Source organism: Pantoea sp. RCC30.1, from assembly GCF_058148845.1.
The window spans coordinates 1-14,823 of the sequence record NZ_JBXUHX010000011.1; the positions used below are offsets into that span (position 1 = coordinate 1).

Consider the following 14,823-nt stretch of genomic DNA (forward strand, 5'->3'; position numbering starts at 1 on the left):
GTGTAGATGATGGGCATCATCTCTTCGAGATGGTTATCCAGCAGGCGGTAAAACAGCGTTTCGTTGGTGTCCTGAATGTTGCGCAGGTAGACATGCTTATCGTTATTGTTCTTGAAGTCCTGGAACTGACGCCAGGCACGCTGCGCCTGCTCTTCAATCGATTCCACTGCTTCTGGCAGCAGACCGTTGAGGTTGAATTCGTTACGTTCTTCGATGCTAAAGGCGCTGCCTTTGTTCAGCAGGGGGAATTCCAGCAAAATCGGGCCAGCATAAGGGATATACAGCGGGCGTTTACTTTCGTAGTCGAGTTCCATGCAGTGATGCTCCGGTTGCAGTGTTGTCTGGCGTCACGCCGGAAAGGTAGCGCCAGTTTTCTTACCCGTTATAGCTCAGACTGCAGGCCCGGCAGCGGCAGGGTAACCGCTGCGTAAACATTCACGACCGTGCTGCCATCCTGCAACCTGAATTATTCAGAGTAATTTGTGATGACGTGAATTCTGGCGCCAGATCCTATGAAATTTCCCACAGAAGTACAGCGTTTGTTCATAAAAGCTCACAAAACTGTGGCCTCTCTGACAGCGGGTTATGCTTTGTACAGCGTCACCTGCAGCAGCTCACCGCAACCAAATGTTGCAAGCGTCGCCTGCGTGGCGGCGAACTGGCTTAACGTGGCATTTTCCACTTCAGCTAATACCGCTTTTTTTATCTGACGAACATCGCCGCCCTGCATGTTCAGCAGGACCAGTGCCGCCTGAAGGGGCGGGAAGCTCGGGTTAAACGCGGCGTTTTCCGCATAGCGACCGGCGACAATCGCGCCATCCGTGGTGAGCAGCGCAACACCGGCGTGGGACTGACTATAGGGTGCGTGGCTGGCATTGGCGGCGGCAACGGCGGCTTGTACCAGTTCATCGCCCTCGGCCACATAACCGTGATCGACTTTGTCCATCAGGAAGGTCGTGATGTCGAGATCGCGTGGTCCAAAGGCATCCGGCAGATAATCAGCCAGGGTGCTGATCGCACGTTGTGGCAGGCTGATACGAATTCTGGTGCCGCTGTTCAGCTCGTTCATAAACTGACGGCAGTGACCGCATGGCGTGTAGTTAACGGTGATGCTCTCAAGCTGGCGTTCGCCACGCAGCCACGCATGGGTAATGGCGCTCTGCTCGGCGTGAACCGTCTGCTGCATCGGCGTGCCGACAAATTCCATGTTAGCCCCGAAGTACCAGTTGCCGCTGACGCCCCGGGCAATCGCCCCGACGTTAAAATGCGATACGGTAGCAACGGCACAGGACGCCGCCAGGGGCAGCAGCGCCAGCGCCAGCGCATCGGCATCCATTTGTGTCTGTTGTTGCAGTGAGGCGACCTGGTCGGCGCTCAGCACCGCATGGAAGTCAGGATCGTCCAGCAGGGGAGCGAGTGCAGTTTGCAGCGTTAACGGCAATGCCTCAAAAACGGAGAGGAAACGGGATTGCATGTGAGCCTCATTAAATTCAGCAGGGCGATGTGCCAGTCACCGGTTTATATGTGATCCACATCGCTCTGACAATGTAACCTGTGTTGCATGTTTTAACTTTGCGAGATCTCTCGCAAACTTTCAGCCAAACCAGTGCATCAGCAGCGGAAAAATAAACGGCGCCAGCAGTGAGGTGATGATGCCGCAGATCACCAGCGCCAGTGAGCTGAATGCCCCTTCCTGGTAATCAAGTTCGGCAGCGCGCGCCGTGCCGAGGGCATGTGACGCATTACCCATCGCCAGTCCGCGCGCCGCTTTAGACTTCACGCCCAGCAGATTCAGTACCGTGTGTCCGAACACCGCACCCAGTACCCCGGCAATCAGCACACAGATGGCGCTGATGGCGGGAATACCATGCAGCGAACCGGAAACGGCCATCGCGATGGGCGTGGTAACGGATTTAGGCACGATGGTGGCGGCAATTTCAGGCGTGGCACCCATCCACAGGGCAATGGCGGTGCCTGACGTCATGGCGGTCAGGCTGCCGATAAAGCAGACGCCAATAATCGACTTCCAGCGGGCGCGGATCTGATGCATCTGCTCATACAGCGGCAGTGCCAGCGCGACCACGGCCGGTTGCAGCAGCTGATTGAGAATCTCACTGCCCGCGAAATAGCGCGAGTAGGGGAGCTGTAACAGCAGCAGTATCGGGATAATAATCGCCATCGCAACCAGCAGCGGATTAAGCAGTGAGATTTTGAGCCGTATTGCCAGCTTGCGCGCCAAAAAAAAGGCCGCCAGCGTCAGTGGCAGTGACCACCACATTTCACTCATCGGCAGACTCTCCGGCCGGACGGCGGCTGTGAAGCTGGTGGGCGCTTACGCCAACAATGGAGAGGACCAGCAGGGTGCTGACGACACAGGAGACAACGATTGGGCCAAACTGCGCGGTCAGAATATCGGTGTAGCTCATCACCCCGACGCTGATCGGCACAAACAGCAGCGCCATATAGCGAATCAGCAGATGGCAGCCCGGTTTCACCCAACTGACCGGCAGAATCTGCGAGGCGAGCATGGCGAACAGAATTAACATCCCAAGGATGCTGCCGGGCAGTTTAATGGGCAGCCACGAAGCGATGCCGATTCCGGCATATAAGCAAAGATAAATGATGATAAAGGCGCGAAGATAACGTCCGCAGACAGACAGCACGGTGAGCATGGCAGGCTCCTGTTTTCACTGAGCTTCATCATACGCATTAACCGCTTAGCGTGCTAGCGATCACATTTATGGGGTGATGTGGCAGGATCAGGCAAACAATTCCGGGAAACGAAGTGTGATGGGGGGGGTGGAAATACAGAGTAGGAGAGATAACCCTTCGCGCCAGGGATAAGGCGCGAAGGGTAACAGAACGGCACTACGCTAAGCAGTTTAAGCCGCTAAGTACAGACTATTACTTAACTGGCATACCCGGCACAGCACCGCTGTCGACGGACAACACGAACAGATCTTTTCCGCCCGGACCCGCTGACAGCACCATGCCTTCGGAGATACCGAAGCGCATTTTACGTGGCGCCAGGTTGGCCACGATGATGGTCATTTTACCGACCAGCACAGAGGGGTCAGGATAGGCGGCGCGGATGCCCGAGAAAATCTGACGCTTTTCACCGCCCAGGTCGAGCTGCAGACGCAGCAGCTTGTCCGAACCGTCAACCAGTTCCGCCTGCTCGATCAGCGCGACGCGCATATCGACTTTGGCGAAATCGTCGATGGTGATGGTCTCACCGACCGGCGAATCTGCCAGCGGGCCGGTTGCGGCTGGTGCACTCGCTGCGGCAGCATCCTCTTTCGAGGCCTCAATCAGTCCCTCAACCTTCGCCATTTCAATGCGGCTGTAGAGCGCTTTGAACGGCGCAACCTGATGATCCAGCAGCGGCTGCGCAATGGCATCCCAGCTTAGTTCACAGTTCAGGAAGCCTTCTGCGCGGGCGCTCAGGGATGGCAGCACCGGCTTCAGCCAGGTCATCAGAATGCGGAACAGGTTAATGCCCATTGAGCAGATAGCCTGCAGGTCGGCATCACGGCCTTCCTGCTTCGCGACCACCCACGGAGCCTGTTCATCGACATAACGGTTCGCCAGGTCTGCCAGCGCCATGATCTCGCGGATAGCACGGCTGTATTCGCGCGCTGCCCAGGCGTCACCAATCTTCTCTGACGCATCAGCGAAGGTCTGATAGAGCGCCGGATCGGCCAGCTCTGCCGCCAGTTTGCCGTCAAAGCGTTTGGTGATGAAGCCCGCATTACGTGATGCCAGGTTAACCACTTTGTTAACGATGTCAGCATTAACACGCTGCACGAAATCTTCCAGATTCAGGTCGATATCGTCGATACGTGAAGAGAGTTTCGCCGCGTAATAGTAACGCAGGCTGTCGGCATCCAGGTGTTGCAGCCAGGTGCTGGCTTTAATAAAGGTGCCGCGCGACTTCGACATCTTGGCACCGTTAACGGTGACATAGCCGTGTACAAACAGGTTGTTTGGCTTGCGGAAGTTGCTGCCTTCCAGCATCGCTGGCCAGAACAGGCTGTGGAAGTAGACGATATCTTTACCGATGAAGTGATACAGCTCGGTAGTAGAGTCTTTACGCCAGAATTCGTCGAAGTCGATGTCGCCGCGCTTTTCGCACAGGTTCTTGAACGAGCCCATGTAGCCAATAGGCGCATCCAGCCAGACATAAAAATATTTGCCTGGCGCGTCTGGAATTTCAAAGCCGAAGTAAGGCGCGTCGCGGGAGATATCCCACTGCTGCAGGCCCGATTCAAACCACTCCTGCATTTTGTTCGCTACCTGATCCTGCAGCGCACCCGAGCGGGTCCAGGCCTGCAGCATGGCGCTGAACGATGGCAGATCAAAGAAGAAATGTTCAGAGTCGCGCAGAACCGGCGTCGCGCCAGAGACCACGGATTTTGGCTCGATCAGCTCGGTCGGGCTGTAGGTCGCGCCACACACTTCGCAGTTATCGCCATACTGATCGGCAGATTTACATTTCGGGCAGGTGCCTTTCACAAAACGGTCCGGCAGGAACATCCCTTTTTCCGGATCGTAAAGCTGGGAAATCGTGCGGTTCTTAATAAAACCGTTCTCTTTCAGACGACCGTAAATCAGCGCAGAAAGCTCGCGGTTTTCGTCGCCGTGAGTCGAGTGATAGTTGTCATAGCTGACGTTGAAACCGGCAAAGTCGGCTTCATGCTCGCTTTTCATTTCTGCAATCATCTGCTCCGGCGCAATACCCAGCTGCTGAGCTTTCAGCATGATAGGCGTGCCGTGCGCATCATCGGCGCAGATGAAATAAACCTGATTGCCACGCATTCGTTGATAACGCACCCAAATGTCTGCCTGGATATGCTCGAGCATGTGGCCGAGATGGATTGATCCGTTCGCGTATGGCAGTGCGCACGTTACCAGAATTTTTTTAGCGACTTGAGTCATAGTTTGCGTAGCTTTCTGTTGATTGAAAAAACGGGCTTAGATGGTAACTGAAGGCTTCACCTGCGTAAACACAAGGGATTCACCCCCGGCAGGCGCCGCAGATCCACGAGCATCTGATATCATTGAGAATACATCGCTGAAACCCAGCGTAAGCACAGCAGAAATAAGGAGCAGGGGATGACAGCACAATCCCGGGAACCGCATACGCCAGAGGGCCTGCGCGCCATCGTGGCGGGCGTATTGAGAAGCTTTGAGCATCCGACCCTTAAACAGAATCTTACGGCGTTGAAGGCGTTGCATCATGTGGCGCAGCTTGACGGTACGCTGCATGTGGAACTGCTGATGCCGTTTGCGTGGGCCAGCGGATTCGACGTCCTGAAAGAGCAGGTGAGTGCCGAACTGCTGCGTCAGACCGGCGCACGCGCTATTGACTGGCGACTCAGCCATGACATTGCGACCCTGAAGCGGGTGAAAAACCAGCCGGGCGTTAACGGCGTTAAAAACATTATTGCGGTCAGCTCCGGTAAAGGCGGCGTGGGTAAATCCAGTACCGCCGTGAATATGGCGCTGGCGCTGGCAGCCGAGGGTGCAAGGGTCGGCATTCTTGACGCGGATATCTATGGCCCGTCTGTGCCGAACATGCTTGGCACCCAGGATCAACGGCCAACCTCGCCGGATGGTACTCATATGGCGCCGATCATGGCACACGGGCTGGCAACTAACTCCATTGGGTATCTGGTCACGGATGACAATGCGATGGTGTGGCGCGGGCCGATGGCCAGCAAAGCGCTGATGCAGCTGCTGAATGAGACCCTGTGGCCGGAGCTGGATTATCTGGTACTGGATATGCCGCCCGGCACCGGCGACATTCAGCTGACGCTGGCGCAGAACGTGCCGGTGACCGGCGCGCTGGTGGTCACGACGCCGCAGGATATCGCCCTGATTGATGCCCGCAAAGGGCTGGTGATGTTTGAAAAGGTCAATGTGCCGGTGCTGGGCGTGGTGGAGAACATGAGCCTGCATATCTGCAGTCAGTGTGGCTTCCATGAGCCGATTTTCGGCACCGGCGGCGCACAGAAACTGGTCGAGGATTACCAGACGCAACTGCTGGCCCAGCTGCCACTGCACATTGATCTGCGCGAAGATCTTGATGAAGGCGAACCGACGGTGATTCGTCGGCCCGATAGCGAGTTTACCGCGCTCTATCGCCAGCTGGCCGGACGCGTTGCGGCCCAACTTTACTGGCAGGGAGAAGTTATCCCCGGCGATATCGCCTTCCGCGCGCTTTAAGCCCGACCCGACCCGCTGGCATAGTGCGAGGCCAGCGGGTAGTGCATTAATACGTAGCCGCCGTGCTCACCTTCACCCTGTGAAATCATCTTCCAGCCATGTTTCAGGTAGAAGGCCTGTGCCGCTTTGTTCTTCTGCAGGCACTTCAGCGCGCCGGTTGAAGTAAAGCGCGCCTCTACCGCCTCCAGCAATGCGCTACCCACGCCGCGACCCTGCCAGTCAGGATCGACATAGAGGCTGTGCAGGAAGTTATCGTTCTCCAGCAGGCCCGCAAATCCGACGCGCTGGCCGTCAGCTTCCGCGACCAGTACGGTTTCCCCCAGAATCACTCCATCAAAATCTTCCAGCTGCCACTCGCTGCCGTCCAGCCAGCGCCAGTTGTGTCGTCGCGCCGCCAGAAATAGCGTACGCAGAAAAGGACGATCGGCTTCCGTAAACGGACGAATCTCCACAGGTCAGCTCCCTTTTAATCCGGTCTTACAAAACTAGCAGCGATTCGCGGAGAGAGGCGTAAAAGATAAAGCGGGTTAAATGTCATGTAAATCGCTGTACACTGCCTGTCGGGCCAGAGAGCATCAAGCTCTCAGCGTTTGATAGCTTTCGTTAATCAGATTGATAACGTCTGCATATTAGATGTTGGCCCGAAAATTATGTAACCTGCATCACATATTTTAACGGAGGCCACCAGATGTCTATTATCAATACCAAAATCAAGCCGTTCAAAAACGCTGCATTCAAAAACGGCGAATTCATCGACGTAACCGAGAAAGACGTTGAAGGTAAATGGAGTGTGTTCTTCTTCTATCCAGCTGACTTCACCTTCGTCTGCCCGACTGAGCTGGGTGACGTGGCTGATCACTACGAAGAGTTCCAGAAACTGGGCGTAGATATCTACTCCGTTTCTACCGACACCCACTTTACCCACAAAGCCTGGCACGGTTCTTCTGAAACCATCGCGAAGATCAAATACACGATGATCGGTGACCCGACTGGCGCGCTGACCCGTAACTTCGAAATCATGCGTGAAGATGAAGGTCTGGCTGACCGTGGTACCTTTATCGTTGACCCGGAAGGCGTTATCCAGGCAATCGAAATCACTGCTGAAGGCATTGGCCGTGACGCATCTGACCTGCTGCGCAAAGTGAAAGCGGCTCAGTACGTGGCTTCTCACCCAGGTGAAGTGTGCCCGGCTAAATGGAAAGAAGGTGATGCTACACTGGCTCCGTCTCTGGACCTGGTTGGCAAAATCTAATTCCGCTTCGGCCTTTCGACCATTCTCCAATCGGGTGCTGCGGCACCCGATTTTTTGACCAGGATATCACTATGCTCGACACAAATTTGAAAACCCAGCTCAAGGCTTACCTTGAGAAATTAACCAAACCTGTTGAGTTGATTGCCACGCTGGACGAGGGTGCAAAATCAACCGAGATCCGTGAATTGTTGGTTGATATCGCCGGTTTGTCTGACAAAGTCAGCTTCCGCGAAGAGAACGATCGTCAGGTGCGTAAGCCCTCATTTCTGATCACCAACCCAGGTTCGAACAGCGGCCCGCGTTTTGCCGGTTCACCTCTGGGTCACGAATTTACCTCACTGGTGCTGGCACTGTTACAGACCGGTGGGCATCCGTCGAAAGAAGCACAGAGCCTGCTGGATCAGATCGCCGCCCTGGACAGTGACTTCCATTTCGAAACTTACTATTCACTCTCATGCCATAACTGCCCCGACGTCGTCCAGGCGCTGAACCTGATGGCGGTGATTAACCCGCGCATCAGCCACACCGCTATTGACGGTGGCCTGTTCCAGAACGAGATTCAGGAACGCAATGTGATGGGCGTGCCAGCGGTTTACCTGAATGGTAAAGAGTTTGGTCAGGGCCGCATGAGCCTGGCGGAAATCGTCAGCAAAGTAGACACCAACGCGGATAAACGTGCAGCGGAAGAGCTGAACAAGCGTGACGCCTATGAAGTCCTGATTATCGGCAGTGGCCCGGCGGGCGCAGCGGCAGCCATCTACTCAGCGCGTAAGGGTATCCGTACTGGCCTGATGGGCGAACGTTTTGGCGGCCAGGTGCTGGACACGGTGGATATCGAAAACTATATCTCCGTCCCAAAAACCGAAGGAGCAAAACTGGCGGGTTCACTGCGCGCGCACGTTGATGATTACAACGTGGATGTCATTGAAAGCCAGAGCGCCATCAAACTGATCCCGGCTGCGAAGGAGGGCGGACTGCACGCCATCGAAACCGCCTCCGGCGCAGTGCTGAAATCACGTAGCATCATTCTGGCAACCGGCGCACGCTGGCGTAACATGGGCGTGCCGGGTGAAGAAGAGTATCGCACCAAAGGCGTAACCTACTGCCCGCACTGTGATGGCCCGCTGTTTAAAGGCAAGCGCACGGCAGTGATCGGCGGCGGTAACTCCGGCGTTGAAGCGGCCATTGACCTGGCCGGTATTGTTGAACACGTTACGCTGCTGGAATTTGCCGGTGAGATGCGTGCCGACCAGGTGCTGCAGGATAAACTGCGCAGCCTGAAGAATGTTGATGTGATCCTGAACGCGCAGACCACCGAAGTGAAAGGTGACGGCACCAAAGTGACGGGTCTGCACTATATCGACCGTACCACGCAGACCACCCATGAGCTGCCGCTTTCCGGTATCTTCGTTCAGATCGGTCTGTTGCCAAATACCCCATGGCTGGAAGGCGCAGTTGAGCGCAACAAAATGGGTGAGATCATCATCGATGGTAAATGTGAAACCAGCCTGAAAGGCGTGTTCGCAGCGGGCGACTGCACCACCGTGCCGTACAAGCAGATCATCATCGCCAGCGGCGAAGGTGCAAAAGCTTCACTGAGTGCTTTTGACTATCTGATTCGTACTAAATCGGCTGAATAACATTGAGTTAGCCAGACAACAGCCCTTCAGCATTCGTGCTGAGGGGCTTTTTTTATTAGCCTGTTAATAGCCTGCCAGCGTCATCAGCATCATCCAGACTGGCGTCGTCACCGCCGCAAACACCGTAGAGAAGAGCATGCTGGCCGCCGCCGGGCCGGTAATGACATTAAACTTCTGCGACATCAGATAGACGTTAACCCCGACAGCCATCGACCCCAGCAGCACCACCACTTTACTCTCCAGCGGCGGCAGACCGCTCAGCCACGCGATAGCCCATACCGTCATCGGTTGCAGCACCAGCTTCAGCAGGCAGATGGTATAGCTCTCTTTTAAGCCATCCCGCACCCGATAGTGCGCCAGACTCATGCCCAGCGTGACCAGCGATAGGGGCGCAGCCAGCGAAGCCAGCATTTTTAGCGGTTCCGCGGCCAGCAGCGGCAAGGGGCGTTGCAGAAAACTCCAGGCCGTTCCGCTAAGAATGCCGATGATCAGCGGATTCTTCAGCACCCCGATCAGGGTGCGCCAGAGACCTTCCAGCGAGAAGCTGCCCTGTTTTGCCCATTCAACCGAAACGGTCAGTAAGGTCCAGAGGATCAGGCTATTAAACACCAGCACCAGCGCCACCGGGGGCAGGGCTTCTGGCCCAAGCAGTACCGTCGCTACCGGGATCCCCAGCATCACGTTATTGGAAAAGATGCCCCCCAGCGCAAAGACCGAAGCCGCCACGCCATCCAGATTAAACAGCCTTGTTGCCAGCAACCGTCCCACGATAAACACCAGCAGGCAACCGCCGAAGAAGGCCAGTAACAGGCGTGCATCCACCGGCGGGCTTTGCGAAAAGGTACTCATCACCCGAAACAGCATGCAGGGCAGGGCGACGTTAAATACAAAGCGGTTCATCCCTTCGCTGATGCTGGCGGGCCATTTTCCGAGGCGCGTAAGGCAGTATCCCAGCAGGATAAGGATAAACAGCGGGGCTGAGAGGTAAATTTGATGGCTTAAGCTTTCAAACAGCAGTGACATAGAGAGAGTCTGGTCAGACGATGATTAGTTACCAGACTAACAAATTGCTAACTAACTGTTAACTGTAACGGTGCCTGGAATAACCGTTGCCGGGACGCTAACCCAACCAGCGGCGCGCCTGCTGATCGCTGATGTCGCGATAATAGACCCGGTGAATAATTTCGCCACAGCCTTTGCAGCGGGCGGAAATATAGGTGGAGAGATACTGTCTGCCATTAGATGCCACGGCACCCTTGCGTTCAATATTAATATCCTGCCATCGATGGCGGTGTGGAATAAGCGCTAAAAATCGCATCATACATCCCGAATAGTATGAAGTTCCGCTTCAGAAGTTTTCTAACTCCATGAAATAAAGTGTTTTTTACGATGATGCTGCAAGCAGGTTAATTATTATGGGGTAACCAAAGTAACTGCGGGAAATATTACCCATCCGGGTAATAAGCGGGACTACCTATAAAGAGGTATCTTGTTAACCCGCAGCATTAAGCCTTTTTTTGCACTCTCAGGCGTTGATCGGGATCATGTGAATTGTTTCAGTTCTGATTATTTCCCAGGCGGGAGTCCCTTGCTTTCGCTGCGCGGCTTGCCTATGCTGCAAGCCGTAACATGACTCGGGGTGCCGCTTTCCTCACGGAAAGGGCTGAGAAAAACCCGCTGACCTGAACTGGATAATGCCAGCGTAGTCTGGCTGTTATCCATTGAAAATCAAAAAAAATTTCTAGCTTTAACGTCCTGTTTTGATAGTTCATTACTCAATGAGGCTTTCAGAATGGGCCACAGAACCATACGTCACACCATCACACGCAACGGGATTTATTACGTTCGTTTTCGCCTGCCCGGTAATAAATATTTTCGCAAGTCTCTGGAGACTGACAGCTACACCCAGGCTCAGTTGCTCATGTCTTTTGCTTCTCCTGTAATTCCTCTGGTTCAACGTGGAACCATCCAACCGGATCACTTCGGTAAGCGTCTTTCTGAGTATGGCAATCGCTTGAAACAGCAAAAAGATCGCTGGATTGCACATCAGTTTCTCAATTACGCGCTGCACAATATCCAGCCGATGGTAGTTCAGGAATACCGGGAGACTGTTAACCCCGGCAGTTACCAAGCCACAAAAGCAAGACGAGCTAAAAGAAGTGCTAACGCTGGCTGGCGCGTGGAATATGTACAAAAAGGAGAAGGCTCAGAACTGGATGAAGGCTATTTCTCAAGCCAATGAGCGTTTTATGGAAGTCCTGTTCATTGTCCTTGGCGCATCAACCGATGTAACGACCATCTCAAAACAAGATATCAAGCAGGTGATGGAAGTTGTTGAAAACTTGCCTAAGCGCGTTGTGCAACCTTATCGGTCGATGACTGTTCAGCAACTGATCGAGTGTGATGATGTGCCGCCTGAAGATTTGGTAGGCGCTGAGTCTATCCACAAGCATTTGAAGATTTATAAATCGCTGTTCAAAACCTTCCTGACTGACAATAAAGATATTCTGGAGAAGTCTCCGACTGATGGAGTAGTCGCCGCGCCCTCGAAAGTGAGGTTTGGCGCATACAGTGCGGCAGAAATGAGAAAGTTTGTGGGGTGGGCGCTCAAGCAGCCTGACGGCTGGCAGAAGTGGAGTACTCTGTTGTTGGCGTATACGGGAGCCAGAAGAGGGGAGATTGCCAGGCTGGATAAATCACAGATCAAATTTGATGAAGATAGCCAGCGGCACTATCTCCTGATCGCTGAAGGAGGACAGGGCAAAACTGAGAACGCGACAAGACAGGTGGTGATCCACCCCAAACTGATCGAGTGGGGTTTTCTTGATTTCGTTAATCGACAGTGGAAAGAGAAAATCTTCTCATCTGTGTCTGGCAAGAATATGCCGAAGATCGGCAAGGTCTTGGTTGATGTCCGTGATCAGCTTGGTATTCCGTATCTTGATGATTATGGACAGCGGCGGCTAGTTCACAGTTTCCGGCATATCATGATTTCAATCTGTTTAGCTGGCTGGGTTGGTACCTTAGCGCACCTGCAACAGGTGGTAGGTCATGAGAAGAGCGGCTCAGGAATCACCAAGCGCTATCTTCATACGTTCCCGCTTTCCACGGTTTGTTATGTGATCGATGGCTTATGTTGGGAGTAGATCAAAATCTTGTGTGTTTTAGACTGTTCCCGGAAGAAAACCTTCCCCAACCCGATTGCATAGGTGTACGATTAGCGATTAATACCTATACAAAATAAAGGGTTACTGATGGATACAGTAGAAGAGCTAAACGGAACGTACTTCTATGCGGGAAAATCGAATCTTACCGCCTCTGAACTCTTTTTCATGGTGTTTATCTTCAACACGGCTGATCAGTTCGGCATTAAAGACATTGCCGCAATCTATGCACTGTATGCGGGTATGAATGACCAGGATACTCGGACTAAACCGGAAACGGCCCTAAAAGGAACCTCCAGACTTTCAAAAGGCGTGAGGAAAGTATTCGGAAATAGAATGTTCCCGTTCGGGTTGAAAATGCCTACATGGATCGGCGGTTATACTCCGTGGACTGTAAAACGCAGGATGGTGAGGAAGGTTGGTACATGGGTAGGCCGTACTATTCCGTTAGTCGGCGAGGTCGTTCTTTTGGCTGATGTTTCACAGATTACCTACAATTCGATCCGCGAATACAACACCATAGCGCGGGGCGATGATAAATTATGGTGATCGGTGAGGATGACATTGAACAACGTGTATTACACATGTTTTCTGTTCGTGCTGGTGCTTACATGTTCAGGAAAAAGAAGTACGACACGTACACGGCAGAATCAAACATTCATTTTGATGTGCAGTTTGATCAGGATGATGTTGAAGAGTTTGTTGACGATTTCGCCAAAGAATTTGGCGTAGACATGTCAGGTTTTCATCTTGAAACCTACTACCCCGAAGTTAAATTTTCATGGAATCCATTCAAGAAACCTGATCCTGTAGATGTGCCTGATTTCACGATTGACATGTTTATTAAATCGGCTAAAGCCGGGAAATGGTTATACGACTAATTGCAAAGAGCGTTAAAAATGGCTGTACCTGTACACCTGATTTTGAAAGATGATGGCGGATCGCAGATTATGGGATCGTGTGATGTTCACGGAAGGGATGGAAGTATAGAGCTACGCAGCTTGCAACATGGCGTAATTATCCCTGGACCCTGTACACGAGATTGTGTAAATGCCTTTTCTCAGAAGTGACCGTCCAGGCGGTTACCGAACTCGATAATAAAGCGGCTCATTGCCATACGCCAGTCCCTCAGTGGCATCGTCCATTTTTGCGACGCTGCCTGGATTGCCAGCCACACAACCTTCTTCACTGAGTCGTCCGTCGGGAACACCTTACGCTTTTTAATCGCATGACGGATCACGCTGTTCAGCGACTCGATGGCATTCGTTGTGTAGATGACTTTACGGATGTCCGCCGGGTAAGCGAAGAACGTCGCCAGGTTGGTCCAGTTTGCCTGCCAGCTCCGGCTTATCTGCGGGTAGCCGCTGTCCCATGCGCTGGCGAACGCCTCCAGCGCCTGCTGGCCTGCTTCTTCCGTGGGGGCCTGATAGATGGCTTTCAGGTCGCGGGTGACGGCTTTGTAGTCCTTCCAGGAGACGAACCGCAGGCTGTTGCGCACCATATGCACGATGCACAGCTGGATGCGGGCTTCCGGATATACCGTGTTGATGGCGTCCGGGAAGCCTTTCAGGCCGTCGACACAGGCGATGAGGATATCGTTCAGGCCGCGGTTTTTGAGTTCTGTCAGCACATTGAGCCAGAACTTCGCGCCCTCGTTTTCGGCCAGCCACATACCCAGTAGTTCTTTCTGGCCTTCGATGTTGATACCCAGCGCCAGGAACACGGATTTATTGATGACGCGACTGTCCTGCCGGACTTTCAGGACGATACAGTCAAGATAAACTATGGGATAGACTGCATCCAGTGGACGATTCTGACATTCGGTAACCTGTTCCATCACCGCGTCAGTGACCTTCGATACCAGCGCCGGTGAGTCGTCTGCGTCATACAGCTCTTTGAACGCGGCCGCTATTTCGCGGGTGGTCATCCCTCTGGCGTACAATGATAAAATCTGGTTATCCATGCCAGTGATTCGGGTCTGATTCTTCTTCACCAGTTGAGGTTCGAAGGAACCATCACGATCACGTGGCGTACGCAGTTCCAGAGGACCATCACCGGTGGTAACGGTCTTTGTGGAGTAACCGTTGCGGGAGTTGGAACCCGGTTTAGGCTGGTTTTTATCGTAGCCGAGATGGTGGGACATTTGGGCGTTGAGAGCCGCCTCAACGCTGATTTTCTTCAGCAGGCGATCAAACTGGCTGAGATCGTCAGGGGTTTTGAGATTTTTGGCCAGTTCGTTAGCCAGAGCCTGCAATTGTTTTTCGTCCATAAATTAACCTTCATTTGATGCTGGATTGAACATATCAAAATCAGGCAATTACACAAATTTATGTACAGGCTCTATCCCTACAGATCCCCTCACTGGTAAAGTTACTGGCTCCCGTCAACACTGCTCTTTCAACTTCACCAAAGAGATTGATAGTTCATCGCCGTATCTGTTCAAAGCTGTTGCCACAGGCCAGACGCTCAAAAGCGCTGAGTTCAATTTCTATAGAATCAATTACAGTCACGTCGCCGGATTGCTACTCAGCGTCAGACC

13 protein-coding genes and 3 pseudogenes are annotated in these 14,823 nt (G+C 53.3%); 7 read left to right on the forward strand and 9 right to left on the reverse strand.

Annotation, left to right across the window (positions count from 1 at the left end):
- The 5 genes and pseudogenes from AC2LB6_RS11460 to metG all read right to left on the reverse strand — a co-directional run.
- Positions 1 to 314: pseudogene (locus tag AC2LB6_RS11460) on the reverse strand (NAD-dependent malic enzyme); the annotation flags it as partial.
- Positions 315 to 583: 269 nt separating this feature from the next.
- Complete coding sequence (gene cdd, locus AC2LB6_RS11465) at positions 584 to 1,474, reverse strand: cytidine deaminase (RefSeq protein ID WP_490093592.1); 891 nt, start codon at positions 1,472 to 1,474, stop codon at positions 584 to 586.
- Positions 1,475 to 1,594: 120 nt separating this feature from the next.
- Positions 1,595 to 2,287, reverse strand: coding sequence for a CidB/LrgB family autolysis modulator (locus AC2LB6_RS11470; protein ID WP_490093593.1), 693 nt, complete (start codon positions 2,285 to 2,287; stop codon positions 1,595 to 1,597).
- A complete protein-coding gene (locus AC2LB6_RS11475; protein ID WP_490093594.1) occupies positions 2,280 to 2,672 on the reverse strand; it encodes a CidA/LrgA family protein in 393 nt (130 codons plus the stop codon). Before AC2LB6_RS11475 ends, AC2LB6_RS11470 begins: the two co-directional genes overlap by 8 nt.
- Positions 2,673 to 2,904: 232 nt before the next feature.
- Entirely contained in the window at positions 2,905 to 4,938 is a 2,034-nt protein-coding gene (gene metG / locus AC2LB6_RS11480; protein WP_490093595.1) for a methionine--tRNA ligase, read from the reverse strand.
- 177 nt (positions 4,939 to 5,115) lie between these two features.
- On the opposite strand from metG, the gene apbC reads away from it, so the two are divergent.
- Positions 5,116 to 6,228: an iron-sulfur cluster carrier protein ApbC gene (gene apbC, locus AC2LB6_RS11485; protein ID WP_090959465.1), complete on the forward strand. Its 1,113-nt coding sequence runs from the start codon at positions 5,116 to 5,118 to the stop codon at positions 6,226 to 6,228.
- Here the strand turns inward: apbC and AC2LB6_RS11490 are convergent.
- The gene (locus AC2LB6_RS11490; protein ID WP_434148242.1) at positions 6,225 to 6,680 is read right to left on the reverse strand and encodes a GNAT family N-acetyltransferase; all 456 of its coding nucleotides are present in this window, start codon (positions 6,678 to 6,680) and stop codon (positions 6,225 to 6,227) included. The two genes, apbC and AC2LB6_RS11490, sit on opposite strands and share 4 nt — an antisense overlap.
- Before the next feature lie 236 nt (positions 6,681 to 6,916).
- Between AC2LB6_RS11490 and ahpC the strand changes: the two genes are divergently transcribed.
- Both ahpC and ahpF read left to right on the forward strand, forming a co-directional pair.
- Complete coding sequence (gene ahpC, locus AC2LB6_RS11495; protein WP_490093596.1) at positions 6,917 to 7,480, forward strand: alkyl hydroperoxide reductase subunit C; 564 nt, start codon at positions 6,917 to 6,919, stop codon at positions 7,478 to 7,480.
- 71 nt (positions 7,481 to 7,551) lie between these two features.
- The gene (gene ahpF / locus AC2LB6_RS11500; RefSeq protein WP_090959473.1) at positions 7,552 to 9,120 is read left to right on the forward strand and encodes an alkyl hydroperoxide reductase subunit F; all 1,569 of its coding nucleotides are present in this window, start codon (positions 7,552 to 7,554) and stop codon (positions 9,118 to 9,120) included.
- A gap of 63 nt (positions 9,121 to 9,183) precedes the next feature.
- On the opposite strand, the gene AC2LB6_RS11505 is transcribed toward ahpF, so the two are convergent.
- Positions 9,184 to 10,143 (reverse strand): AEC family transporter, encoded by a 960-nt coding sequence (locus AC2LB6_RS11505; protein WP_490093597.1) that lies wholly within the window; start codon positions 10,141 to 10,143, stop codon positions 9,184 to 9,186.
- A gap of 97 nt (positions 10,144 to 10,240) precedes the next feature.
- On the reverse strand, positions 10,241 to 10,438 hold the full coding sequence (locus tag AC2LB6_RS11510; RefSeq protein WP_490093702.1) for a hypothetical protein: 198 nt from the start codon (positions 10,436 to 10,438) through the stop codon (positions 10,241 to 10,243).
- A 474-nt stretch (positions 10,439 to 10,912) separates the two neighbouring features.
- Between AC2LB6_RS11510 and AC2LB6_RS11515 the strand changes: the two are divergent.
- The 3 genes and pseudogenes from AC2LB6_RS11515 to AC2LB6_RS11525 all read left to right on the forward strand — a co-directional run bounded on the left by AC2LB6_RS11515 (position 10,913) and on the right by AC2LB6_RS11525 (position 13,165).
- Positions 10,913 to 12,266 (forward strand): annotated as a pseudogene (locus AC2LB6_RS11515) (integrase).
- Between the two features lie 108 nt (positions 12,267 to 12,374).
- Positions 12,375 to 12,833, forward strand: coding sequence for an STM2901 family protein (locus AC2LB6_RS11520; protein WP_490093598.1), 459 nt, complete (start codon positions 12,375 to 12,377; stop codon positions 12,831 to 12,833).
- On the forward strand, positions 12,827 to 13,165 hold the full coding sequence (locus AC2LB6_RS11525) for a DUF1493 family protein (RefSeq protein WP_490093599.1): 339 nt from the start codon (positions 12,827 to 12,829) through the stop codon (positions 13,163 to 13,165). The genes AC2LB6_RS11520 and AC2LB6_RS11525 overlap by 7 nt, the downstream gene beginning before the upstream one ends.
- Positions 13,166 to 13,344: 179 nt before the next feature.
- Here AC2LB6_RS11525 and AC2LB6_RS11530 read toward each other — a convergent pair whose 3' ends face one another.
- Positions 13,345 to 14,553, reverse strand: coding sequence for an IS256 family transposase (locus AC2LB6_RS11530; protein WP_490093600.1), 1,209 nt, complete (start codon positions 14,551 to 14,553; stop codon positions 13,345 to 13,347).
- A gap of 73 nt (positions 14,554 to 14,626) precedes the next feature.
- On the opposite strand from AC2LB6_RS11530, the pseudogene AC2LB6_RS11535 reads away from it, so the two are divergent.
- Positions 14,627 to 14,785 (forward strand): annotated as a pseudogene (locus AC2LB6_RS11535) (type VI secretion system tube protein Hcp); the annotation flags it as partial.
- Between the last annotated feature and the right edge of the window lie 38 nt (positions 14,786 to 14,823).